This window comes from Sodalis praecaptivus (assembly GCF_000517425.1).
Lineage (GTDB): Bacteria > Pseudomonadota > Gammaproteobacteria > Enterobacterales > Enterobacteriaceae > Sodalis_A > Sodalis_A praecaptivus.
Genome location: NZ_CP006570.1, coordinates 148,666 through 173,281, shown reverse-complemented (window position 1 = coordinate 173,281; position 24,616 = coordinate 148,666). Strand labels below are relative to the sequence as shown.

Here is a 24,616-nt window from a genome sequence, read left to right as displayed (position 1 = left end):
GTCCTGAGGTGAGTTTAACGTTTATCGAGCAATGAAGTGACAATGTCACCTAATAATTGAATGGCAAAAACGATAATCAAGATCATCGCGGTTGCCACGAGCGTGACGTCATTATGGTTACGCTGGAACCCTTCCAGATAAGCCAAATTTCCCAATCCGCCGGCACCGATGACACCGGCCATAGCGCTGTAACTGACCAGAGCGATTAATGTAACGGTGATACCGGAAACCAAGGCCGGCGAAGACTCCGGTAGCAACACGCGGAAAATCAACGTGCCGGTCCGCGCCCCCATAGCGCGTGACGCTTCGATGACCCCTCTATCCACCTCGCGTAAGGCGATTTCCACCAGCCTGGCATAGAAAGGGGCGGCGCCGACGATAAGGGCCGGCAATGCGGCATTGGCCCCGAGAATGGTGCCAATCACCACCTTGGTGAACGGGATCAGCAACACGATCAAAATAATAAACGGGATGGAGCGGAAAACATTGACCACGACCGACAACACCCCATAGACCACGGGACGGTGAAACAGACCACCGCGGGCGGTGAGAAATAACGCCATCCCCAGCATCAACCCCACTATCCCGGTCGCTACACCCGCTAACGCGGTCATATACAGGGTTTCGCCGCTGGCGGCCCAGAGCTGGGCCAGATTCACGTGGGGCAACAGAGGCTCAGCCATGTTTTATCACCTCCACGGCAACAGGATGCTGGCGTAAATCGGCCAATATCGACGGAAGTTGTTCGGCGCTAATCGCCCCATGAAGCCATAATTCGCCAAAAATGCCGTTGGCGGTCTGAGTGATAGCGCCGTGCAGAATCGTCAGTGGCAGGTTATAGCGCAGCATCAACTCCGCCACTACCGGCTGCTGTACGCTCAGGCCAACAAAGGTCAGTTTTAAAGTGACGCCGGGCAGGGTTTGCAGCAATCGCAGGTCTGTTCCGGCGCCGGGGTCACGAAACTGGCCGCCCTGGTTGACAAATTGCCGGGTGATGGGCTGCTGAGGACGGGTAAAGACATCCAGGACGTCGCCTTGTTCAACGATGCGCCCGTTTTCCATTACCGCTACCCGCCGGCAGATCTTGCGCACCACGTGCATCTCGTGAGTAATCAGTACAATCGTCAGATTCAGCCGGCGGTTGATATCCAACAATAAATCCAGAATGGCATCCGTGGTTTGCGGATCCAGTGCCGAGGTGGCCTCGTCGCACAACAGCACTGCCGGCGCATTGGCCAACGCCCGGGCAATACCGACCCGCTGTTTTTGACCGCCGCTGAGCCGCGAGGGATAGCTATTCTCTTTTCCCTGTAACCCCACAAGCGCGATCAATTCGGCCACGCGCTGACGTATGACGGCTTTGGGCGTGCCGGCGATTTGCATGGAGAAGGCGATGTTTTCACTCACCGTGCGCGACCAAAGCAGATTAAAATGTTGAAAAATCATGCTTATTTTCAGCCTCGCCTGTCGCAGCGCCTCGCCGCGGGCCTGGGCGATATCTTGACCGGCGATATGTATCGTTCCCGACGTCGGCGTTTCAAGGCCGTTGAGTAAACGGATTAAGGTACTTTTACCCGCCCCGCTATACCCGATAATGCCGTAAATCTGGCCCTTCTCAACTTCTAGACTGACATTATCCACAGCCATGATCGGCTGAGCGTGATGCATGAAAACTTTGGATACCTGAGAAAGCGCGATCATAAACGGATGATCCTTTTGCCGCTAACAAAATTATGACCAAAATAAAAGCAATAAAGTGATTATTGTTAATTCCTGTGAAGCGCTGGCGCTTGGCGGGATAATAAGTGAATCATAGGGCGCTAAAAAGAAACATTAACTTCTTAGATAGATGAAAATTGTCTATATCGTCGTGGTTATTTTATCTTGGCTTAATACTTGGATGCCGATTATCTCTTTCGCGCATTTTCTTTGCCAAAATTGTTATTTGTCCGCAGGCTTAACGCCATGAATTCGGTTATTTCATCGCACAACCCAGGCTTATTTAAAACCGGCGCGGTAAACACAGTAATGCGCCCCGCGTTCCCATACCCGATGACCGCGCTGGCTTAATGCGCAGCCAGGCCTTCATCGGGCGCAGGGTAATAACGTCCTGACCGGCGCGATGCTAGCGCGTTACCCAACCGAGAGGTTTCGGGTCAGAACATAAGGACTTTCGCCGGTCGGCCGGTGGCCAACGCTTTGCCGCGACGGGCCACCGCCCGGATATCGGCCCGGATAACGGTTATCGATCACCTCTTGTTTTAGGCCTGCTCCCGGCGCCCGCAGCCATCCGAGTCCGCCATCGCCTGCCTTATGCGCGCGCAGAGCATCGTCGACAACGGCTCGCCAGACGCGTCGGCAGCCACGGCAAGCCGCAATAATCCCAGCCAGGCGGCCATGAGGCGAAGCTCGTCGGCCAGCCGCGCCAGCGTCGACGGCGGCGCGCCCGGCTCGACATGGACGCGTTGCACCCAAAGCGTCGCGGTTTTGCGATCCGCTTTGAGATCTACCCGCGCCACCAGCGCGCCATCAAGCAGGAAGGGCAAGACATAGTAACCGTGCTCGCGTTTGTGGGCGGGAGTGTAAATTTCCAGCCGGTAGCGGAACCCGAACAGCCTTTCGGTGCGCGGCCGGTGCCAAATCAGGGGATCAAAAGGGGAGAGAAGCGCCGCACCCGCGATCTTGCGGCCGGCGCGCGCGTCACGGTGTAAATAAGCCGGCTGCGTCCACCCACGCACACGCGTCGGAATGAGGACGCCCTCTTCCACCAGTTGTTCAAGCGGCAGCCGAACGTCGGCGGCGGGGAGACGGTAATAATCGCGCAAATCATCCGCGGTCGCGATGCCCAGCGCCCGTGCGGCGTGCTGGAGGAGCCCGCGCCTGGCGTCAGTGTCATCCGGGGTGGGCAACTGCAAGACGGCGCGCGGCAATACCCGCTCCGGCAGGTCATAAACGCGCTCAAAGCTGCCACGGCGGTGGGTAGCGGCCACCAGCCCCGCCCAGAATAGCCATTCGAGCGCATGTTTGGCGTTGCTCCATACCCACATACCCTTTGCGGCCTTGCCCCCCGCCACGTCGGAAGCCGCCAGCGGCCCCTCAGCGCCAATGCGGGCGAGTAAGGCCTCCGCTTCAGGCCGTTTTTCATGCGCATAAGGGGCAAGCTGACGCCAGACGCCTTGGCCCCGCAGCGCGCGCGCCATACGCCAGCGCAGCAGCGGGTGAAGCGCCACCGGCAGTAAGGAGGCCTCATGCCCCCAATACTCGAAGTAGCGTTTGGGCCTGGCCGCGACCAGCGCATCAAGCGCGACGCGATCGTAATTGCCCAAACGTGAATATAGCGGTAGATACTGAGCGCGAACCAGCACATTGACGCTGTCGATTTGCAGCAGCCCGAGTTTGGCCAGCGATCGGCCTAACTGCGCCGCGCTAACGGGCTCGCTGCGCGTCAAGCCATTAAAGCCTTGGGCGGTAAGCGCGATACGGCGCGCTTGCGCAAGGGAGAGGTCCAGCTTCACGGCTTCACCTCCCTTACCAGGGCGAGGCAAGCGCGCCACGTCGCCTCTACCCTGCCCGGTCGCGCCCGGGCGATACAGCGGCATCCCCTGCTCCATTCACTTCCCGGCTCCGCGTTCTCACCGCCGCCGGCATGGCCTTTGCGCCACGCAGCGCTGTCGAAAGGCCGACGCTCACCCCGGAGGGTACCATTCACCGGCCGAGTAGAGGGTCGTGCATTGAAAATAAGGAAAGTGCAAGGGAAAATCATCGTCATCTCCTGGTGGGTGCCGCCGAGCCGACGTGGGAAGGTAAGCTATCGCGACTCCCACTATCCTCTATCTTGTAGTTTAGACACGATGAGGGTCAAGCGTGTGGCGAGCCGGGCTTTCGTCAAGCCAATTTCCATCAAACGCTCCGTTATGCCACCGCCCGTGGCGCGACGCCTGCCACGTTTGCAACGATTAACCCCGCCCTCGCTACCGTTTACCGAAGCACACTGACACGATTCAAGGTGAAAGCCTGATGGCGCCTTGCCGGCGGGAATTGCATAGTGATGCGCCAGAGGGCGGCGCTCCATGCATCGATTCCTACGCGGTCAATTAACGCCCCTAACGCACGGGCGGCCGCGGTTCCCTTGCCGTTTTCTTTTTGCATCCTGATATGACCCCTTGCAGCCTAGGCCGAAAGCGGTGTCGCGCGATATTGCTTAACACACCGCCCCTTTCGGCCTAGGCGGCACAAGACGATGGTTGCTATCAGGCGCCTACTATCGAGGTAAGAATGCCATGTCTCCCGTACCCGCCATCGCGAAAGATCTTTCAGCCGCACATTTACAACGCATCGATCCCGACAACTCCCCCGACGATGCCAGACTCGTCCGCTCGTTGATTGCGGCGACCGCCCCGCCCGCAAAGGCCCCGCCAAGCGTACCCAGACTGGTAACCCTGGCAGCAGCCCGTTATTTACAGCCGGCGTTTCGCCCCTTCGATCTCCGCCAATACAGACGACTTTGCCTACAAGCGCCACCGATGTGCTGGCGTCAGTTGAGGCGAGTGGCCGGTGAAACGTTACGCACCATTCCTCTATGGGGCTATGTCGGTATGGCCAAGGTCATCGCCGATGAACGGGTCATACAGGGCGAATCCTGTCATAACGTGGGACAAATCCTGGGCGCATTGACCCCGCAGGCTAAAGAAGCGCTAGAGATGGTCTCGGTAGAAGGCCCGGCGGGGCAGCGGGTGAAACAAGGTGAATCTTGCCTCAAGGTCTCTGACACTTTCGGCATCACTACTTACACGGCTATTAACGTGCTCGAAACGCTTTCGATGGAGGGTCCGGCGGGCGAACGCGTTAAACGCGGTGAACACTGCCAGAAGGTCGCTGACGCCTTCGGCATAACCCATTGGAAAGTGAAGAATGAGCTAGAGCTTAAAGCGGTGGAGGGACCGGCCGGTCAGCGCGTCAGGCAGGGTGAATCCTGCCGGACCGTCGCCGCGGAGTTCGGCATGCTTGAGTATCTCGCCAATGAAGAGCTTGAATTGATAGCCGTATCGGGCCTGGCCGGAGAGCGCGTCAAGAACGGCGAATCCTGTGAGACCGTCGCCCAGGCCCACGGCATTGAGTTCTATTGGCCCAGAAGGGAGCTTGAGTTGATTGCGGTGGACGGCCCGGCAGGGCAAAGCCTGCGCCGGGGTGCCTCTATTGAATCGGTTGTCGAAAGGTTTGGCCTGGTGGACGAGGATGCTTTAGCGATCCTGGGTGAAATCGCCTTGGAAAATGCCGCCGATAAGCAATTAAGCAGCGACGAAGAAGATAAGTAGCTGGCGTCGCATTCGCCGGCGCGCAAGCCCGCGTCTCGCGTTCGTCATTCCGGGGCCGGCCGCGTGGCTTACCATTGTGCTTTGCGCAACCGTTGGGGCGTGGTATTCAGGCAGCGTAAAAAGGCTTTACGCATTAAGGCGGTGTCGCTAAACCCCGCCTGCGCCGCAATGGCCGCGGGCGTTTCATTACTGCCTTCCAGGCGGCTGCGGGCATATTCTACCCGTAATCGCTCTACCGCCCGCGCGGGGGTCAGGCCGGTATGGGCAACAAACTCGCGCGTGAATTGCCGGGTGGAGAGATGCGCTTTCTCGGCCAGCGTAGTGACGTTGAGGTTGCCGTGAAGGTTGTCGCCAATAAACGCCAGCACGCGCTGAACGCGCGGGGACGGCGGCGTAATGTCCCGTAGGCGCATAAACTGTAATTGCCCCTGCGTGCGGCGGTTGGGGATGAGTAGCTCGCGCGCGACCTGATGGGCCAAGGATGCACCATTTTGCGCCTCTATCAACGCCAGCGCGATGTCCATGCCGGCGGTGGCTCCCGCCGACGTCCAGATATCGCCGTCCTGCACCACAATGCTGTCAGGCTGCAAGCGGGCGTCGGGCACCAGGCGCTGGAGCTCCGCGGCGCGCCGCCAATGGGTGGTCACCCGTTTTCCCGCCAGCCTCCCCGCCGCCGCCAGAAGGAACGCCCCGGTACAAACGGAAACATAACGCCGGGCGCTATCGCTTTGCAGCAGCGCCAGTAAGGCACTATCGCGACTCGCCTGACTGACGCCGCTCCCGCCCACCACGATGAAGGTGGTAAAAGGTTTATCCACCGCGCGGGCCTGCACCCGCAAGCCGTTGGAGCTGCTTATCATGCCGGCGGTCGCCGCGCAAACCTGCAAGAGATAGCGATTTTCCCCGGCCAAATGCTGATTGGCGGTCTCGAATACGCTAAGCGGCCCGCTAAGATCGAGCAGATTAAAACCGGGAAATATCAAAAAACCGATGCGCTGCGTCATGTCCGAAAAAAGCCGAAGTATGTCATTTAAGACAAAATATGCTGCGATATACTCGCTGATGTCAACCCATACCCGCAGGAGAATCGCGATGACCTATACGATGGATCCAGAACTCGCCGCCCAACTCGCCCGGCTACAGCCCCGCTTTGATCGGTTCCCCGCTTATCAGGTGGGCGATGTGATGAGCTGGCGCACCCGCAGTGAAGCGTTTTACGCCTTAGTCAACGACCAACTGCCCGAAACAGCGGGCATCAAAACGCAGGATGTGAGCCTTCCCTTTGGTGAAGAGACGCTCTTGGCGCGCTGGTACCATCCCGCCGATAGAGCCTCCGCCGGCGCGGTACTCTTCATCCACGGCGGTGGCGGCGTTGCCGCCGACATTGCGCTATATCATAAGATAGTGGCGAAGTATGTCGCCCACAGCGGGGTCAGCTTTTTGGCGCTGGATTACACGCTTGCCCCTGAGGTTACCGGAGATGTGCAAACGGAGCAGGCATTAAGCGCTCTGATCTGGTTGCGCAATAATGCCGCGCGCTGGCGCATCGATCCGGCACGCATTGTACTGATGGGCGATAGCGGCGGCGGCGGTATCGCCGCATCGACGGCAATACTTGCGCGCGATCGCGGCATTCCCGTGGCCGGTCAGGTGCTGATTTACCCAATGCTTGACCATCGCACGGTGGAACAAAGCGCGGCGATATCCCCTTTTTTGACCATTACCGCCGATGAGATTCAAACCGCCTGGCGCGCCAGACTTCCGCCGACCCCCCGCGACGCGGTTCTTCCCTACATTAGCCCGGCTCGGCTGGAGGATGTTGCGCGACTGGCGCCCACCTATCTCGATGTGGGTGAATTGGATCTGTTTTGTGGGGAAAACATCCTCTGGGCGCAAAAATTGTCCGCAAGCGGCGTGCCGGTGGAGTGCCATCTTTATCCGGGCGTCAACCACGGCTTCGAGCTACTCGCGCCGGACGCGGCTATCGCCCGTCAAGCCCTACAGCTGCGCTGCGCGGCGATTGGCCGTTTCCTAGGCACCTCCCCCGCGGCCTGATACGCCGCCGCAATTCTTCTCTAGGCGAGAACCGTTGTTCCAGGCGCCAACAGCACCTGTTGCCGGGCCCGCCGCGCGCATGCACCCGGGCACGCCAGCTTCCCGGGAAGCGCCGGCTAGGTTAATCACTTCGGGACAGGGCGTAACGGCGGCAGCGGCAGCGGCAGCGGCAGCGGCAGCGGCAGCGACAGCGACAGCGACAGCGACAGCGACAGCGACAGCGACAGCGGCAGTCTGATGTACGGTTAGCGCCTTGTCACGCTAATTTGAATACTCACTCCAGGAAAGGGCGTAACGGCGGCAGCGGCACTCTGACGTATGATCAGCGCCTTAGCCGTGCCCGCGGGTGATACCGCCCAACGGTGGCCGCCCCATCGCTTCCCCCAAACTGCGCCACGGCGCCCGCTTTGCGCTCTTTATCCTGTCATCGCCCCACCTATTGACCGCTGCGGCCCGTGGCGATTTTCCACCTGTTCGGCAAGACCGACGTTTGCATGAAATTGGCTCAACCCGTCACAAAACGGCAATATGGGATAAAAAAGAATGGATCTATACATTATTTATTGGTATAGAATATTTCATACATAAATAATTGTATCGTTTTATTCATTAAGGGATGCGTTATGTCTGCTGCTGAAATGCTTGAATTTGACGTGCCAGATCTGGATATACAGTTCAGAGCCCGGCTCTTACGTGAACAAAACCCCGATGTGGTTGAGCAGGTGCTGGCGCAACTCCCGCTGAAAAGCGTGCTCGGCCATGTAGTGGTGTCTGGAGAGGCGATCTGGATGCCTACGCGCATTGTTCATCTCGGTCGCAGCAACATGGTCCAGCGATCCCCCGGCGCGGTTTATCTTTACGCCCCTGGGCAGACAATTTGCCTGACCTATGGCCGCATTACCGAGAGCGCCACCGTGAATCAATTCGCCGAGGTGCCGGCGGAGGATCTCGCGCAGCTTGAAAAGGTGGGCACCTATGTCTGGGAAAACACCGTCGCGTTACCGCGGCGCAAAGTGATTGAAATTAACGTCAAGAGGGCGTCCTGATGTCAACTTTCAGCAAATTTGACGGCGATTGGCAACAGGCCAAAGCGCTTATCGAAGCGGAAATTGATCGCGTATGGCGGCATGAGCCGGAAGAAATCCAGAAGATCCGCTGGGGCATTATCGATAGCGGCGCCGGCAGCGCGGAACAGTCCTTCTCCGTCCTGGTCCATCTTGAAGCCTATCTGATGTTGGTGGGTGCGGACGTGATGTACCGCTTTCTAAAAATATCGCAATACGACGATTTGCCGCTGGCCACGCTCAACCGGATTACCCGTGAGTTTCTTACGGCGACCTTTAATGTATTCGAGTTCATGACCGATCTCGGCCTGACAAATATGCATCAGATCGGTCAGATGTATTCCGACGCGTTAGACAAACTAGAGACCAAGGAAGACTATGTTAAGCTTACCGGCGCAATGATGACGTACGTTATTCGCATGCACCGCTGGATCCATTATATCTTCCCGTGGAACCTGGGCGTGGCGTTTCCGCACCGTAAACCCGCTGAAATGCAGGGGATGGCGCAACTGCTGTCGCTGATTGAGAAACCTTATTAACCTTGCATAGCCACGTTAACAGACGTACGCGCAGGCCAAAGAAAAGTTGCATTACGCTGTCAAATGCGGGAATGATGGCGGCGAATGGCGGGACAGCGTGATTGTGATGACGTTAGCGAAGTAAATAACCTAGGGATAATGATGGCTGATAGCGAACTGACTCAGGATACGGTTTTCGTCGACGCGGCCGCCGAAAAGGCAGGTCAGGCGCCGAATGAGCGTAGCGCTATTTATGGTGAGCTTGAGCGGCGCGCCAAAGGTAAGCGGCTCACGCCGGCACAGCGCAGAATCGCCCAATGCCTGATAGAGAACAGAAACGAGATAGGCTTCCTGTCCAGCCTGGAGGTGGCCAAACTCGCGAACGTAAGCCAGCCGTCCGTCACCCGTTTTGCGACGTCGCTGGGGTTTAACGGCTATCTGGAAATGCGGAAACACCTGCGCGCCAACCTGGTGGCCTCCGACGCGCCAATGGAGCCGACTACCAACCGTTATCAGGCGGCCGCGCTGGCCGAAATACAGAACCTGGAGATGCTTAACGCTGTCCTCGGCGATGAAGCGCTCATCGACGGCTTCGGCAAAGCGATGGCGACGTCACGTCCGCTGGCCGTTCTTGGACTCAGAGCCGCCGCGGGGTTGGCCGCGCAATTTTCTTATTTCGCCGCCAAAGTTCATCCGGATGTCCGATTACTGAGCGGCGGCGGGTCGATTATCGAAGATATTCTTGAACAGGTGAAAGCGGCGGGGGGAAAAACGCTGCTGGCGTTTATGATGCCGCTTTATCCCCGAGAAACGCTCAAGGCGATGGAATTCGCCAAAGAAATTGGTTTAACCGTGGTACTCGTTACCGATGTCAGTCTGGCGGATAATTCGGCCTGGGCGGACCGGGTATTACAGGCGCCGATCAATACCGACCTGGTTTTTGATTCTTATTCTTCGCCGGTGTTGTTGGTGTCGGTATTACTCGACGCCATGTGCAACCACATGAAAACGGAATCTCAAAAAAGGCTGGATCAAGTCGATATTTCATCGCGGAAAAGAAAAGTCTTTATCCGCTAAATAAATGAAGCGACGCAGGGCCGCATTAATTGCACTCCGTGCGGCCCCGTCAATAAGCGTGAACAGAACTGAATGACATTCCCCGATAAGGGGCGCCGTGGCGCTTGCCTATTGCCCCGTATCTGAAGGGCGAACGGCACATAACTTTCTGAGCTGACGACAATTTAATACATGATGGCTGGCATCGATTCTGTCGCAATGGCGATAGGACTTTGTCTGCGCTGCGCGCGCTCGCCGTAAAGAGAAGAGATGAGGGTGATATGGGCATGATAATGAAGCCGGGCGAAGTCACGCTGGCCATGTTGCAAGCCATTTATTGGCAGGGGGAAATAGCGCGACTCGACCGCAGCGCGGACGCTGCCATTATACGCGGCGCCGAACGTATTGCCGTCATTGCCCAAGGAGAGGCACCCGTTTACGGCATCAATACGGGATTTGGCAAACTGGCTTCCATTAAAATCAATAGTGGCGATGTGGCAACCTTGCAGCGAAACTTGATTTTGTCCCACTGCTGCGGTTTCGGCCTGCCTTTGCCGGAAAACGTCGTCCGGCTTATCATGTCGCTGAAACTCATTTCGCTGGGGCGCGGGGCTTCCGGGGTACGACTTGAGCTGATACGCCTGCTCGAGGGGATGCTGGCGCAAGGGGTTATACCCGTGATCCCCGAGAAAGGCTCGGTGGGCGCCTCTGGGGATCTGGCCCCCCTTGCCCACATGAGCGCCGTGATGATCGGCGAAGGCGAAGCCGATTACCAAGGGGCGCGCCTGCCCGGCGCCGTTGCGCTGGCAAAAGCGGGCCTGTCGCCGGTGACGCTGGCCGCCAAAGAAGGGCTGGCGCTGATTAACGGCACCCAAACCTCCACCGCCCTGGCTCTGGCGGGCCTCTTTCGGGCGCATCGGGCGGCCGTGTCCGCGTTGATTACCGGGGCAATGTCAACCGAAGCCGCCATGGGCTCGGCGGCGCCCTTTCATCCCGATATCCATGCGTTACGCGGTCACCAGGGGCAAATTGACGCCGCCGCCATGTTACGCCATCTGCTGGCGGGTTCGGCCATTCTGGCAAGCCATCTGGAAAACGATGAGCGCGTACAGGATCCCTATTGTATCCGCTGCCAGCCGCAGGTGTACGGCGCCTGTCTGGATCTGCTGCGCACCGCGGCAAAAACGCTGCAAACGGAAGCGAACGCGGTCACCGATAATCCCCTGATTTTATCGGATAATACGGTGATTTCGGGGGGCAATTTCCATGCCGAGCCCGTGGCGTTCGCCGCCGATCAAATAGCCATCGCGGTTTGTGAAATAGGCGCCATCACCCAGCGCCGTATCGCGCTGCTGGTTGACCCCGCCCTGTCTTATGGCCTGCCTGCGTTTTTGGCCAAACGTCCCGGGCTGAATTCCGGCATGATGATTGCCGAAGTGACCTCTGCCGCGCTGATGTCGGAAAACAAACAGATGGCGTTTCCGGCCTCGGTGGACTCCACGCCAACCTCAGCCAATCAGGAGGACCATGTTTCCATGGCCTGCCACGGGGCGCGGCGTCTCCTGCCAATGACGGAAAATCTCTATGGGATCGTCGGTATCGAAGCCATGGCGGCGGCGCAGGGTATAACGTTCCGCGCCCCGCTCACCACCAGCGCCATCCTGGCCGCCGCCGTCGCGACGTTAAGGGAGGTTATCCCCCCGTTAGAGGTGGATCGTTACATGGCTACCGATGTCACCCTGGCGGCTGAACTGATCGCGTCAGGCGCGCTCAATGCGTCGGTTCCGGTGCCAGAGGCCCTTGTTCTGTAATCTGTTTTGCTGATTTCTCCGTCGGCGGCGCCGCCGACGAAAAAGTAAAAGAATCATTTTATACATAACTTTTTAATATTGTATTTTTCAATTCACCTAATTTACTTTACTCACACGGACGAGGTCGTATTTCACAGCCGGCAGGGCGGCGTTAACGCACTCTGTCGGTTTGACTAGCAGATCCAGCAAACGGTTCTCCGGGCGGATATCAATGTGAACAGTGAAAGCTTTGTGACGTTACTCGGTTTCGGTCAGCAAGGATGGGGAGCCATTCTGTTATCAGGCGTACGGGTGACGCTGGCCGCCGCCCTGGGTGGGCTTATCCTCGGTCTTGTTATCGGGACCGTGGTCGCCTGGGCCAAGCTCGCCGGCGGCAAGGTCCTGCGCCTGCTGGCGGAGGGTTACACCACTGTGCTGCGCGGCGTGCCCGATCTGTTGGTCATTTACCTGTTTTATTTCGGCAGCAGCGCGGTGATGACCCAATTAGCGGATTATTTCGGCCGTCAGGGTTTCTTCGCGTTGCCGGGCTTTCTCGCCGGCACCCTGGCTATCGGCGTCATCGCGGGCGCATTGAGCGCCGAAGTGCTGCGCGGCGCCTTCCTGGCGGTCGCCAAAGGCGAACTGGAAGCGGCAACGGCGTTCGGCATGAACTTTTTCCTCCGCTTTCGCCGGATCATCGCGCCGCTGACGTTACGGCATGCCATTCCCGGCATCAGTAATGTTTGGCTAGGGCTGTTAAAAGAGTCGTCGCTGCTTTCCGTCACCGGCGTCGCGGAGCTGATGCGCCAGGCGCAGGTGGCGGCGGGTTCGACGCGCTTACCCTTCAATTTTTATCTGGCCGCCGCCGCGCTGTATATCCTGCTGGCGTGCCTGTCGAGCATTCTGGTCCACTTGTCCGAGCGCCATTACTCGCGCGGCGTGAGGAGGGCATAATGGATTGGGTCTTTCTGCTCGACTGCATCAAACGCATGGCCGCCGGCATTCCGCTAACGCTGGAGCTGGCCGCCTTGTCATTGTTATGTGGCGCACTGTTGGGACTGCTGTTTGCGCTTATTCGCCTGGCGCGCAACCCCTTTGCCGCCACCGTTGGCTGGGTGTATGTCCAGGTCATTCGCAGCACGCCGCTGCTGGTATTATTATTTCTGATTTATTACGGCGTCGGGCAATTCGCCGCCGTGCGGCATAGCATCCTGTGGCCCTTTTTACGCACGCCCTATTACTGCGCGCTGCTGGCATTGATTATCAATAGCTCGGGATACGCTGCCGAAATCATTCGCGGCGGTTTGCAATCGGTGCCGATTGATGAAATCGAAGCCGCCCGTGCCTGCGGTATGTCCGGCGTGGTGTTATACCGCAGGATTATTCTCCCCATTGCCATTCGCCAGGCCTTACCGGCTTTTAGTAATGAGGTCATCGCTATGATCAAGGCAACCTCAATGGTGTCGCTGGTGACTTTGATGGAAGTGACCGGCATTGCGGGTGAAATAGCGTCAGAAACCTATCGTCCTCTTCCCGTGTTTATCGCCGCCGGCGTTATTTATCTGGTCATCAACTTTATTCTCACGCGGCTAATACAGGCCATCGAATACAAACTTAGCGCCCATAAGCGCCCTGTTACCGTCAATGTCAGGTTAAAAGCGCCCGGTTCCGATTTTCATTAACGCAACCCGAAATGCAGTCCATTACGTTCACTTACACACAGGAAAAGTCATATGAATACGCTTGTTGCCTCGCGGCTTGCTGTCGCTGTCGTCCTGATCTTCATGGGCTGTCTTTCCGTTCAGGCTGCCGATAAGAAATGGACAGAGGTCAAAATTGTCACCGAGGGCGGGTTTTACCCGTGGAATTATACCCAGGCAGACGGCACGCTGGCCGGCTTTGAAATTGATCTCGCCAAAGATCTCTGTAAGCGGATGGGGGTAAAATGCACGCTCACCAGCCAGGCATTCGACAGTATGATCCCGGCCCTTAACGCCGGCAAATTCGATGCCATTCTCGATGACGTGGCCATTACGCCAAAACGCAAAGAATCCATCGCATTTTCAATCCCCTACGCGTCGTTATGCTATACCTTCGCCACCACACCCGGCAGCGATATCGCCAAACGGTTGCCGCCAGAGGATAGCATTATTTCGCTGGAGGACAGCGCGGCGTCCGCGTCCGCCCTACAGAAGGTCAATGCCGCTTTAAAAGGCAAAACCATGGGAACGCTGGCCGCCGGGACGTCGGTGACTTTCGTCAATACCTATCTGAAAGACGCCGTGCAAATCCGCCAGTATAAAACCCCAGATGCGCGCGATTTGGATCTCGCTTCCGAGCGGGTCGATGTCATCGTGGGCTCAAAAGATGCCTTGTTGGGCGTCATCAAAAAACAGGGTAGCGACGCTATCGCGTTGGCCGGCCCTTGCTTTCAGGGCGGCGTGGTGGGTGAAGGCGCCGGTATCGGCTTGCGTAAAAGCGATACCGATCTGAAGCAGATGTTTGATGAAGCCATCAAAGCCGCCCGCGCCGACGGGACCATTAAAAGGCTATCGCAGGCCACCTTTGGCATGGATGTCACCCCACTTTGACGGTTCATTTCAATCCTTTAACGCCCGTATCGGCCGCGCGCCGGGGGGCGCACGATGACGGTCGTCCCGCCGCGCTGTGCAGCACGGCAGGACGGGCGGCCAACACGCATGAGAATGAGGGGAGCAAATGACGATGGAGCCGAAGGCAAACGTGCAACGCCACGTCAGAATAGGGGTCGATTCCGGCGGCACCTTTACCGACATTTGTCTGTATGACGAAGCCGAAAGGTCGATGAACGTTTGGAAAGTGCGCAGCACGCCGGACGATCCGTCGATCGGTATTACCGAAGGAATTGCTCAGGGCATCGCGTCACTCGGCCTGCCGCAGAACGAAACCTTGCAGGTCACCTATCTGGGGCACGGCACTACCGTCGCCACCAACGCGCTTATCGTGGGGCGCGGTGCCCAAACGGGGGTCATTACCACCCAGGGATTTCGCGACGTCATCGAACTTCGGCGTCAGAAACGCGATGCGCTCTACGATGTCCAGACGGAGAAACCCCGGGTGCTGGCGCGCCGCCATCAGCGGCTTGAGGTCAGAGAGCGCGTGTTATTCAACGGCAGCATCATGACCCCTTTAAACGAGGACGATGTGCGCCAGGCGGCGCGTAAATTGTACGCCGACGGTATTACCGCCATCGCAGTATGTTGCCTCTTTAGCTATTTAGAACCCCGGCACGAACTGCGTATCCGCGAGATTGTGGCTGAGGAGATCCCCGGCGCGTTTATCAGCGTCTCCCATGAGGTCAATCCAGAGTTTCGCGAGTATGAGCGTTTCTCCACCACGGTGGTGAACGCCTATCTCGGGCCGATTATGAAGCGTTATCTGCAACAGCTACAGCCCCGCCTCAACGCCATCGGTATCACCGCGCTTCCCCATCTCACGCAGTCAAATGGCGGCGTTATCTCCTCGGAAACGGCTCAGCAATTTCCCGCGCGCACAGTGCTGTCCGGGCCGGCGGCCGGCGTCATGGGCGCCAGTACTCTGGCCACCCTGGCGGGGATTGGCGATGTCATTACCTTCGATATGGGTGGTACCTCCACGGACGTTTCGCTTATCGCCAACGGTAAGCCGCGGATGGCCAATGAATCACAGGCCCATGGCTATCCCCTCAAGCTGCCGATGTTGGATATTCACGCGGTCGGCGCCGGCGGCGGCTCCATCGCCGCCATCGATGCCGGCGGGCTATTGCAGGTGGGACCGCAAAGCGCAGCGGCCGATCCGGGCCCTATCTGCTACGGCATGGGGAATGAAGATCAGCCCACCGTCACCGATGCGAACGTGGTGCTACAGGTGCAAAACCCCACCCATCTTCTAGACGGCCGTCTCGCCATCGATCGCGAAAAAGCGCAAGCGGCGATTGCACGCCTTGGCGACCGGCTGGGTATGGATGCCATGACCGCCGCGCAAGGGATCATTAGCGTGGTGGTCAGCAATATGGCGAAGGCCATCCGCGTCATTTCCGTCGAGCGCGGCTATGATCCGCGCGATTATACATTGTTCGGGTTTGGCGGCGCGGGTCCGATCCACGCCGCCCGCCTGGCCCGCGCCCTCGACATGCCGCGCGTGGTCATTCCGCAGCATCCAGGCATCCTGTGCGCTATCGGCCTGATGCTCATCGACCTGCGCACCCATTTTGCCATCAGCCGGCGGCTAACGCTTGAGAAGCAAAGCGCGCCGGCTATAGCGGGCTTTTTCTCCGAACTGGCGCAGCGCGCCGAAGCCTGGTTCGACCAAGAGCGCATCCCGCAGGACAGCCGGGTGACCGCCCGCGCTGTCGATCTGCGCTATGGCGGGCAAGGTTATGAGCTCACCATTCCCTGTCCTGACGGGGCCATTGATGCCGCCGCTATTGCGGCTTTGGAAAGCGAATTCGCCAGACAGCACCAACTGCAATACGGCTATGTCGCCAAGGGTGAGCCCGTGCATTTGACGACCCTGCGCCTGGAGGTAATCGGACGCGTACCGAAAGCCGAGCTCAGGCCCGCCGCGCCGGCCACCGCGCCGGTCAGCTCGGCCGTTCGCGGAGAGCGCGAGGTCTGGCTGCCTGAGACCAACGGCTTTACGCGCTGTCCGGTTTACGATCGCGCGCGCCTGGGGGCCGGCCATCGCCTCACCGGGCCGGCTATCATCGAGCAAATGGACTCGACAACGCTTATCCTGCCGGGTCAAAAGGTCGCTATCGATCCGTTTCTGAACATCATCATCGAGGAAGCCTAGATCATGTCTGAGGACTACGCTTTGAGATCGGAGCAGACAGACCCCGAGCGGGCCTGCGATCCCATTACCGTCGCGGTCATCGCCAGCGCGCTGTCAACGATTGCCGAAGAGATGGGTAAATCCATCATCCGCTCCGCCTACTCCACCAATATTAAAGAACGGCAGGATTGCTCCACGGCGGTGTTTGACCCGCAGGGACGGACCGTGGCGCTGGCCGAGCACATCCCCATACATCTGGGCTCGCTAATGGGGATTGCCAAATACGTGCTTGAGCATAGTGATGTGTCCGATTTGCGCGCGGGCGACGCCTATATCGGCAATGATGCCTATACGGGCGGCGGCACTCATTTGAATGATTTTGTTCTGATGGAGCCCGTGTTCTTTGGCGGCGCGCTGGTCGCCTGGGTGGCCAACCTGGCTCATCATTCCGATTTCGTCGATCGCGGTCATAAGCATATCTTTCAGGAGGGGCTGCGCATTCCGCCGGTGCGGCTCTACCGCGCCGGCGTGCTGCAGGCCGATATTCAAGCGCTGATTTTGCTTAACTGCCAGGTACCGAAAGAGCGTATTCACGATCTTAGCGCGCAGATGGCCGCCAACCGCCTGGGTGTACAGCGGGTACAGGGGCTGTGTGCCAAATATGGTGTACCGCTGTTGGCGCAGGCGGCCAATGAATTCCTGCTGGCGACCGAACGCCGCACCCGTGCCGGCATCGCCGGCATTCCCGACGGTGTTTACACCTTTAGCCACCCGTTTGATTCCAACCTTATCGACAACATTATTGATTTGAAGGTGGCGGTGACGGTGCGAGGGGAGGAGATTTTTTTCGATTTCCCCGACGCGCCCGCCCAGATGCCTGCGCCGATCAATATGGTGTATACCGCCCTGTTGGCCACCGTTTATTTCGCGGTGAAAGCGATGATCGATCCGGCGATCGTCGTCAACGAGGGATTTTACCGCGCCATTCATGTCAACGCCGCCGAAGGCAGTGTGTTGAATGCACGGGCGCCAGGCGCGGTGTACAGCCGGACCGATATCGCCACGCGCCTGGTGGATATGATTTTTGCCGCGCTGGCGCCGGTCATTCCCGAGCGTGTGGCGGCCGGCTCGACGGGCGGGACGCTGCTCACCACCAGCGGTATTCATCCGCGCACCGGGCGTTTTTATGTCTATAACGAAATGCAGGGTGGCGGCATGGGCGCCCGCGTCGGTAAAGACGGATTGGATGGCGTACAGGTTAATATTACCAACACGGCAAACCTGCCGGTGGAGGCCTTGGAAACCGAGCACCCCATCCAAATCGAAAGTTATGCTCTGGTACAGGATTCAGGCGGCGCCGGTAAATTCCGCGGCGGAATGACCCTGTGTCGTCGGGTACGCATTCTCGATCATGAGGCCACCCTTTCCGCCGGCGGCACCAGCAGTGAGATAGCGCCCTTCGGCCTGGAGCAGGGGCTTGCCGGATCCGTGGCGCGCGTCGCCCTGCCGCCCGGGGCTCAACCCCTCCACCACCGCAGCGGCGTGCTGCAGGCCGGCGAATGGATAGAAATGATCGCGGCGGGCGGCGGCGGTTTTGGCGATCCGCAGCAACGCGACAGGCAACGTGTCTGCCGCGACCTTTTGGAAGAACGCATTTCACGCCAGGCCGCCATCGAGATTTATGGTCTCACCGACGCCGAATTGAAGGAAGCCGGCTTCGGCTGATGGCGCGGGCCGCAACACCATGAATGGCGGGTTGCTGCGGCCACAGCGGCAAACTCGACGCTTCGCTGATAACGACCTCCGCAGCCGTGGCCGCGATCCGATTTGTTTTGTACGGCTTTGATGCCTAACTTGGACGGAGTAACTGTTGATATGGCTGAACCGATAACGCTCTCAATAAGTGATATCTACAAATCCTTCAATGGGCATGCCGTATTGCAAGGTATCTCTCTGGACGCCCGTCGGGGGGATGTTATCGCCATTCTTGGCGCCAGCGGTTCAGGAAAAAGTACCTTTCTGCGCTGCATCAATCTACTCGAAACGCCGGATGCCGGCACCGTGGCGGTGGGAGGCGAAGTCTTCCAGATGAAACGACGCGGCGATGGCAACCGGGTCGCCATCAGCCGGCGGCAGGTTGACCGCTTACGCAGTAAATTGGGCATGGTCTTCCAGGGATTTAACCTGTGGTCTCATAAAACCGCCCTGGAAAATGTAATGGAAGCGCCGCTCTATGTACAAAAAAAACCGCGAGCGGCCTGTAGAGAGCAGGCGGAAAACATGCTGCACCGGGTCGGTTTATACCCTCGCCGCCACCATTATCCCGCGCAATTATCGGGTGGCCAGCAGCAGCGGGTCGCCATCGCCCGGGCCCTTGCCATGGAGCCTGAGGTGATGTTGTTCGATGAACCCACCTCCGCCCTGGATCCGGAGCTGGTCGGCGAGGTCCTGAAGGTGATGAGAAGCCTGGCGGAAGAAGGCCGCACCATGCTGGTGGTGACCCACGAGATGGGCTTTGCGCGCCATGTCTCCACCCGCGTGGTGTACATGCATCAGGGGATAATTGACTGTCAGGGCGCGCCGGAAAAGCTGTTTGCATCGCAAGGATCGTCACGTTTCCAACAGTTTATTTCCCATCATTAGGCGGGTTGAGAGGCGCCGAGGGATGATGCCGCCGCACCTGTCCCCCATGGCGTCAAAGTAATCGGTAATGCCGCGGCGGCCTGAGTCGATGCCGCGGCCGCCTGAGTCGGTAGTGGCGCAAAAAAACCGGAATTTCCTCTGATGCGGCGTAAACGGTAGTCGCGCAAAAACCGGCATTATCTGTGATGCAGGGTAATCAGGCTTATTGATCCTGCGGGACAGCGAAAGGATCGTCCGCGGCGTCTTCGTGCCAGCGGTATTCCATGCCGTTCGCGAGTTGATACGCCCGCGGGCGACGCAATCTGTCGGCAATAAACCCCAGCGACATATCCATGCCGGCAGAGACACCCGATGAGGTGTAGTATTTGCCGTCGACACACCATCTGGCTTTATGCTGCCAGTTCACCTTATCTGACGAGTCAATCACCGCCTGCCAGGCGCTTTTATTGGAGGTGGCCTGTCGACCATCAAGCAGGCCGGTTTGCGCCAGCAATACCGAACCCGTGCACACCGTCAGCATCCACTCAGCCGCGTTAGCAAGCCGCGTTAAGTGATGCAGAAAAACGGGATTGTGTTGCAACGATAACGTGGATTTGCCACCCGGCAGCAGGGCAATATCCATCGGCTCCGTCCAGTGCGACACGGGATGGGTCATGACAACAACGCCCTGCGCGCTTTGCACCGGCCCGCCGTCTAACGACAGGCAGTGAATCGCGGTATTGGGTAAACTACCGAAAATTTCAGCAGGCCCCATCGCATCCAGGGTTTCATATTGGTCGAACAGCAAAATTGCTACATCCATAAGCTTACTTTCTCCCTTGGCGTCTTCCCCGGCGCCGTACCGCCTGCAGCGTCGGTTGTTTTCAGTCGGCGCAGGGTCGCGCAGCGTCCGCGCCCTGCCGTGGCGACCAGAATGACGCCGCGCCTCGCTTCATGCAGCATTTCACTATGCGTTAAGCCCTGGCACGTCACGGCGGCGCCGTTAGCACCCTTTGAATACCGGCTTGCTTTTCGCCGCCAGCGCCTGCATGCCGATGCGCCTGTCTTCGCTTGAGGCGATAAGCGCAGATAAACTGCGCTCGTAGCGGATACCCGCGCTCAGCGGCATATCGAAGCTCGCCAGCACCGCCTGTTTCACCATCAGCGCCGCTAGCGGCGCAGCGCGGGCGATTTTCTCCGCCACCCCAAGGCAGACGGGTAGCAGTTGATCCCGGGAGGTGATCTGGCTGACCAGCCCTGCCGCCAGCGCCTCCTGAGCGCTCAGCCGGCGGCCGGTCAACAACATTTCCATCGCCAGCGACTTGCCTACCGCCTTGACCAGCCGCTGGGTGCCGCCGGCGCCCGGCACGATACCGATATGCGTCTCCGGCAGCCCAAGCGCGACGGTATCGTCAGCGATAGCGATATCGCACAATAGCGCGAGCTCCAGGCCGCCGCCCAGCGCATAGCCGGACAGCGCCGCGACCAGCGGTTTTTCCATCGCGGCGAGACGATCCCATTTCTCGCTAAAGCCGCTCACATACAGCGCCACGGCGGACACTTCCGCCAATGCGCCCAAATCCGCGCCGGCGGAGAAAGCGCGCGCCGTCCCGGAAATCACCGTCGCGCGGATGTCGGGATCCCGTTCCGCCTCGTCCAGGGCCGCAATCAGCGCGTCCAGCAGTGCGACGCTGAGCGCATTGTACTTCTCGGGTCGATTGAGGGTGATATGCAGCACCGCCCCCTCGCGACGACTCTGGATTTCCTGGCTCATTCCGCGGTCCTCTCCGTTAGCAGGCGCACAATCAGGTCCCGCTCACGCAGCGCGCGCGGGATCTCCTCGGCGTCCCAGGAATAAAAGCCGCTACCGCTTTTAATTCCCAGCTGGCCTTGTTCGACTTTATCAAGCAGCCAATCCGGCAGCGTTAGGTCGTGACACAACGCCGGCAGCAGGACTGCCGCCACATTTTTGACCGTATCCAGCCCCGCGCAATCCATCAACTTTAGCGGCCCCATGGCCGACCAGCGCGGCGCGAGGGTGGTTTGCACCGCGCGATCCACATCCTCGATAGACGCCACCCCCTGCGTCACTAAATACAATGCCTCACGCAACAGCGCATACTGCAGGCGATTGACGATGAATCCCGGCAAATCTTGCTTGACGCTGACGGTCGCTTTTTCCAGCCGGCGACATAATGCCGCGGTGCGCGCAAAGGTCGAATCGTCGGTTTGCGGCCCGCGGACTATCTCAATCATGGGCATCACGTCTGCCGGATTAAACCAATGCATGCCAATCAATCGCCCGGGATAGCGCAAGACGCTGGCCAGTTCGCCGATCGGCACGCTTGAGGTGTTGGTGGTCAGCAGACATTGCGCGCTCACCTGCGCTTCCAGTTCACGAAGCAGCGCCTGTTTGACACTGGTCTGCTCGGCGATGTTTTCCGAGATGATATCCGCTCCCTGCACGCACGCCGCCAGCGACGTGGTATAATGGATCTCGGCCCCGGGCGCCAGCGAGTGGATGAGCTCTCGCGCTTTGGCGAGCGACGCCTCGCCGCGGGAATACAGCCGGGTGGCATAGCCGTGCGCGGCGAAAACCGCCGCGATACGGGTGCCCATGGTGCCGGCACCGATTATCGCCACCTGTTCTGAAGATGTTGACATGGTAATGACTCCCGTTAACCAATCACGCCGCGTTGCTGCAACTCGTCCAGCGTTTGCGCATCAAGATGCAGCGCCTGGCTTAAAATCTGCCGCGTGTGCTGCCCTAGCGCCGGCGGCACCATGTCCTCCGGCGGCGTCATGCCGCTCATCTTCACGGGTTGGGTGAACATGGCGATCTCACCGGCCGTGGGGTGCTTGACCGGTTTCAATAATTGGCGCGCCGCGGCGTGGGGGCTAGCCAGCGCCTGATCCAGCGTCCACACCGGGGCGGCGGGTACGCCGGCGGCATCCAGCAATGCGACCGCTTCGGCGACGGTCTTGTCGCTTAGCCAGTCTTCGATGACCTCCCGCAAAGGCGCTTGATGGGCCAGCCGCTGTGGGTCGGTGATAAAACGCGGGTCGCGGGTCAACGCCTCGCGGTCCAGCGCTTGCGCCAAACGCAGAAATAGCCGATCGTTGGCGACGGCAATCACGACATGGCCGTCTTGCGCACGGTAGCTGTCCATCGGCGCGCTGATGGGATGCGCGTTGCCAATACGGCCCGCCGAGGGCTTGCCGCCCATCCATTGGGTAAGCGAGACCATTTGCAGCGCCATCATGGTATCGAGCATCGCGACGTCAATGTGCTGCCCGCGGCCGCTCACGCCGCGCTGCAACAGCGCCGCCAATATGCCCCAGGCGCCGTACAGTCCGGCCACCACATCACCGATGGCGTCGCCGACGCGGGTGGGCGCGCCATCTTCCCAGCCGGTCACTTGCATAATGCCCGCCATCGCCTGGATAACATGATCATAGGCGGCTTTATGGGCCAGCGGCCCTTGTTGGCCGAAGCCGGAAATACTGGCGTACACCAGACGCGGGTTGACGGCGCTCAACGCGGCATAATCGATTCCTAAGCGCGCGGTGACGCCGGGACGGAAATTCTCCACCACCACGTCAGCCTGCGCTACCAGGCGCAAGAAAAGGGCATGTCCGTCGACGTCCTTGAGATTGAGCGCCACGCTTTTTTTGCCGTGATTAAGCAGCATAAAATAGGTACTTTCGCCACCGAGGTGCGGCGTAAAGGCGCGGGAGTCGTCCCCGCCCTGCGGCATTTCCACCTTGATGACCTCCGCCCCCAAATCGGCCAACAGCGAAGCGCAATACGGCCCCGCCAGCACCCGCGATAAATCCAGCACCTTCACGCCCGTAAGGGGTCTTCCCAACGCCATTATTCCCTCTCCTCAAGCAGAGGTTGCAGCGACTGCAACAAGACGCCGCCGGTCATCAACTGACGCAGGGCGGCCAGGTCGCGCCACAGCTCGCGATCCTGCGTCAAAAAAGGCACCTGTGACCGTATCGCCGCCAGCATCGCGCGCGCGCCGCGAGAAGGGCGCAGCGGCCGATGGAAGTCCAGCGCCTGCGCCGCGCATAACAGTTCGATCGCGACGATATCTACCGCATTTGCCACCGCGTCCAGCGCTTTGCGCGCGGCATTCACGCCCTGGCTGATGTGATCTTCCTGACCGGCGCAGGTCGTCACGGTGTGCACGCTGGCGGGGGCGGCCAGACTGCGGTTTTCCCCCGCCAGCGCCGCCGCCGCGTAGGGGGGGATCATCAGGCCGGAGTGCCCGCCTGCACCCTCCAGCAAAAAGGCCGGCAGCCCGCTGAGATGGCCGTTGGTCAAACGGTCGGAACGGGCTTGCGAGGCGGTACTCAACGCGGCGATGGCAATCGCCAGCGCGTCAAGGCTTAAGGCTATTGGCGCCCCGTGCCCGTTACCGCCGGGCAGCACGACCAATTCCCCCTCCTCGACCAAAAACACCGGATTATCGGTCACCGCATTGAGCTCGGTGTGCACCACGTGCTGACAGAAAGCGAGCTGATCGCGCACCGCGCCATGGATTTGTGGGATACAGCGCAAGCTAAGCGCGTCCTGCACGCGATAGTCGCGATAGCGATCAAGTATTTCGCTGTCGGTCAGCAGGCGGCGCAATAGGTCGGCGGTGGCTCGCTGCCCGGCATGCGTGCGCAGGGCCTGCAAACGCGCATCATAGCCGCGGGTGTTGCCTTTTAGCGCCTCCAGGCTCATGGCGCCCGCGGCATCTGCCAGCGGCACCAACGCGGCGAAGTCCACCAGGGCCAGGCAACCCAGTGCCGTAATCTCGTAGGTTCCGCTGACCAGCGCGTGGCCTTCACGCGGTCCGGGTTGACGACATGCGATGCCGGCCTGAGCCAGCGCCTCGTCTGACGGCAGCAGTTGCCCCTGGTACCAACACTGGCCGTAACCGAACACCGCGAGGCCGATATGGGCGGTGGCGATAAGATAGCCCACCGAGCCTTTTGCCGGCGACCAAGGGATCACCCCCCGGTTCAGCATTTGCGCCATCACGGTGACCAGCGCCGGGCTAACGCCGCTGTAGCCCTGTAGCAGGGATTTGATCATCACCGCCATCATCGCGCGCACTTCCCGTGGCGCAAGCGGCGCGCCGACGCCGCAGGCGTGACTTTTCAACATGTTTAACTGCACGGCGGCCACGTCAGCGGCGTCCAGACGCGACGTCACCAAATCCCCCACGCCCGTGGTCAAACCATAAATGACGCGGCCCTGCGCAATAGCCTGCTGGATCAAGCCTTGAACATGGTCCATCGCCGCCAGCGCGTCTGCCGCGAGCGCAAGCGGGGCGCCGTCCGCAATAGCCACAATCTCGGCCAAAGTGGTGTCGCCCTTGCCCAGCGTCACGCCGTGTGAAGCCGTCATC

The 24,616-nt window shown here is 59.5% G+C and carries 21 protein-coding genes; 12 read left to right on the top strand and 9 right to left on the bottom strand.

Translation table 11 applies throughout. From position 1 onward, the window contains the following. Positions 1 to 14: 14 nt before the first annotated feature. From SANT_RS21660 to SANT_RS21650, 3 genes are all read right to left on the bottom strand, one after another. Positions 15 to 683, bottom strand: coding sequence for a methionine ABC transporter permease (locus SANT_RS21660; RefSeq protein WP_025424315.1), 669 nt, complete (start codon positions 681 to 683; stop codon positions 15 to 17). Then, complete coding sequence (locus tag SANT_RS21655) at positions 676 to 1,701, bottom strand: methionine ABC transporter ATP-binding protein (protein ID WP_025424314.1); 1,026 nt, start codon at positions 1,699 to 1,701, stop codon at positions 676 to 678. The genes SANT_RS21660 and SANT_RS21655 overlap by 8 nt, the downstream gene beginning before the upstream one ends. A gap of 560 nt (positions 1,702 to 2,261) precedes the next feature. Continuing rightward, positions 2,262 to 3,515, bottom strand: coding sequence for a winged helix-turn-helix domain-containing protein (locus tag SANT_RS21650; protein ID WP_025424313.1), 1,254 nt, complete (start codon positions 3,513 to 3,515; stop codon positions 2,262 to 2,264). A 765-nt stretch (positions 3,516 to 4,280) separates the two neighbouring features. Between SANT_RS21650 and SANT_RS23105 the strand changes: the two genes are divergently transcribed. Then, entirely contained in the window at positions 4,281 to 5,315 is a 1,035-nt protein-coding gene (locus SANT_RS23105) for a hypothetical protein (protein ID WP_025424312.1), read from the top strand. Between the two features lie 68 nt (positions 5,316 to 5,383). Here the strand turns inward: SANT_RS23105 and SANT_RS21640 are convergent, their stop codons facing one another. Next, positions 5,384 to 6,319 (bottom strand): GlxA family transcriptional regulator, encoded by a 936-nt coding sequence (locus tag SANT_RS21640; protein ID WP_040133570.1) that lies wholly within the window; start codon positions 6,317 to 6,319, stop codon positions 5,384 to 5,386. Between the two features lie 88 nt (positions 6,320 to 6,407). Here SANT_RS21640 and SANT_RS21635 point away from each other — a divergent pair, with 88 nt between their 5' ends. The 11 genes from SANT_RS21635 to SANT_RS21585 all read left to right on the top strand — a co-directional run bounded on the left by SANT_RS21635 (position 6,408) and on the right by SANT_RS21585 (position 19,232). Beyond that, the gene (locus SANT_RS21635) at positions 6,408 to 7,370 is read left to right on the top strand and encodes an alpha/beta hydrolase (RefSeq protein ID WP_025424311.1); all 963 of its coding nucleotides are present in this window, start codon (positions 6,408 to 6,410) and stop codon (positions 7,368 to 7,370) included. 623 nt (positions 7,371 to 7,993) lie between these two features. Beyond that, complete coding sequence (locus SANT_RS21630) at positions 7,994 to 8,416, top strand: DUF3830 family protein (RefSeq protein ID WP_025424310.1); 423 nt, start codon at positions 7,994 to 7,996, stop codon at positions 8,414 to 8,416. Next, the gene (locus tag SANT_RS21625; RefSeq protein WP_025424309.1) at positions 8,416 to 8,973 is read left to right on the top strand and encodes a hypothetical protein; all 558 of its coding nucleotides are present in this window, start codon (positions 8,416 to 8,418) and stop codon (positions 8,971 to 8,973) included. The genes SANT_RS21630 and SANT_RS21625 overlap by 1 nt, the downstream gene beginning before the upstream one ends. A gap of 84 nt (positions 8,974 to 9,057) precedes the next feature. Next, positions 9,058 to 10,029 carry a MurR/RpiR family transcriptional regulator gene (locus SANT_RS21620; protein WP_237234714.1) on the top strand — a complete coding sequence of 324 codons (972 nt, stop codon included), beginning with the start codon at positions 9,058 to 9,060 and terminating at the stop codon, positions 10,027 to 10,029. Between the two features lie 260 nt (positions 10,030 to 10,289). After that, positions 10,290 to 11,819, top strand: a complete 1,530-nt coding sequence (gene hutH, locus SANT_RS21615) for a histidine ammonia-lyase (RefSeq protein WP_025424307.1) — start codon at positions 10,290 to 10,292, stop codon at positions 11,817 to 11,819. A gap of 213 nt (positions 11,820 to 12,032) precedes the next feature. Beyond that, a complete protein-coding gene (locus SANT_RS21610) occupies positions 12,033 to 12,752 on the top strand; it encodes an ABC transporter permease (RefSeq protein ID WP_025424306.1) in 720 nt (239 codons plus the stop codon). Next, on the top strand, positions 12,752 to 13,480 hold the full coding sequence (locus SANT_RS21605) for an ABC transporter permease (protein ID WP_025424305.1): 729 nt from the start codon (positions 12,752 to 12,754) through the stop codon (positions 13,478 to 13,480). Before SANT_RS21610 ends, SANT_RS21605 begins: the two co-directional genes overlap by 1 nt. Positions 13,481 to 13,531: 51 nt before the next feature. After that, positions 13,532 to 14,389 (top strand): transporter substrate-binding domain-containing protein, encoded by an 858-nt coding sequence (locus SANT_RS21600; protein ID WP_025424304.1) that lies wholly within the window; start codon positions 13,532 to 13,534, stop codon positions 14,387 to 14,389. Positions 14,390 to 14,516: 127 nt separating this feature from the next. Beyond that, complete coding sequence (locus SANT_RS21595; RefSeq protein ID WP_025424303.1) at positions 14,517 to 16,610, top strand: hydantoinase/oxoprolinase family protein; 2,094 nt, start codon at positions 14,517 to 14,519, stop codon at positions 16,608 to 16,610. Positions 16,611 to 16,613: 3 nt separating this feature from the next. Continuing rightward, positions 16,614 to 18,314 (top strand): hydantoinase B/oxoprolinase family protein, encoded by a 1,701-nt coding sequence (locus SANT_RS21590; protein WP_025424302.1) that lies wholly within the window; start codon positions 16,614 to 16,616, stop codon positions 18,312 to 18,314. A 150-nt stretch (positions 18,315 to 18,464) separates the two neighbouring features. After that, complete coding sequence (locus tag SANT_RS21585; protein WP_025424301.1) at positions 18,465 to 19,232, top strand: ABC transporter ATP-binding protein; 768 nt, start codon at positions 18,465 to 18,467, stop codon at positions 19,230 to 19,232. A 202-nt stretch (positions 19,233 to 19,434) separates the two neighbouring features. Here the strand turns inward: SANT_RS21585 and SANT_RS21580 are convergent, their stop codons facing one another. The 5 genes from SANT_RS21580 to SANT_RS21560 form a co-directional block, all read right to left on the bottom strand. Then, the gene (locus SANT_RS21580) at positions 19,435 to 20,034 is read right to left on the bottom strand and encodes a DJ-1/PfpI family protein (RefSeq protein WP_025424300.1); all 600 of its coding nucleotides are present in this window, start codon (positions 20,032 to 20,034) and stop codon (positions 19,435 to 19,437) included. A gap of 180 nt (positions 20,035 to 20,214) precedes the next feature. Next, positions 20,215 to 20,985 carry an enoyl-CoA hydratase-related protein gene (locus SANT_RS21575; RefSeq protein ID WP_025424299.1) on the bottom strand — a complete coding sequence of 257 codons (771 nt, stop codon included), beginning with the start codon at positions 20,983 to 20,985 and terminating at the stop codon, positions 20,215 to 20,217. After that, on the bottom strand, positions 20,982 to 21,875 hold the full coding sequence (locus SANT_RS21570) for a 3-hydroxyacyl-CoA dehydrogenase family protein (RefSeq protein WP_025424298.1): 894 nt from the start codon (positions 21,873 to 21,875) through the stop codon (positions 20,982 to 20,984). The genes SANT_RS21575 and SANT_RS21570 overlap by 4 nt, the downstream gene beginning before the upstream one ends. 14 nt (positions 21,876 to 21,889) lie before the next feature. Next, a complete protein-coding gene (locus SANT_RS21565; protein ID WP_040133569.1) occupies positions 21,890 to 23,086 on the bottom strand; it encodes a CaiB/BaiF CoA transferase family protein in 1,197 nt (398 codons plus the stop codon). Continuing rightward, complete coding sequence (locus SANT_RS21560; RefSeq protein WP_025424296.1) at positions 23,086 to 24,615, bottom strand: HAL/PAL/TAL family ammonia-lyase; 1,530 nt, start codon at positions 24,613 to 24,615, stop codon at positions 23,086 to 23,088. Before SANT_RS21560 ends, SANT_RS21565 begins: the two co-directional genes overlap by 1 nt. Position 24,616: the final 1 nt, after the last annotated feature.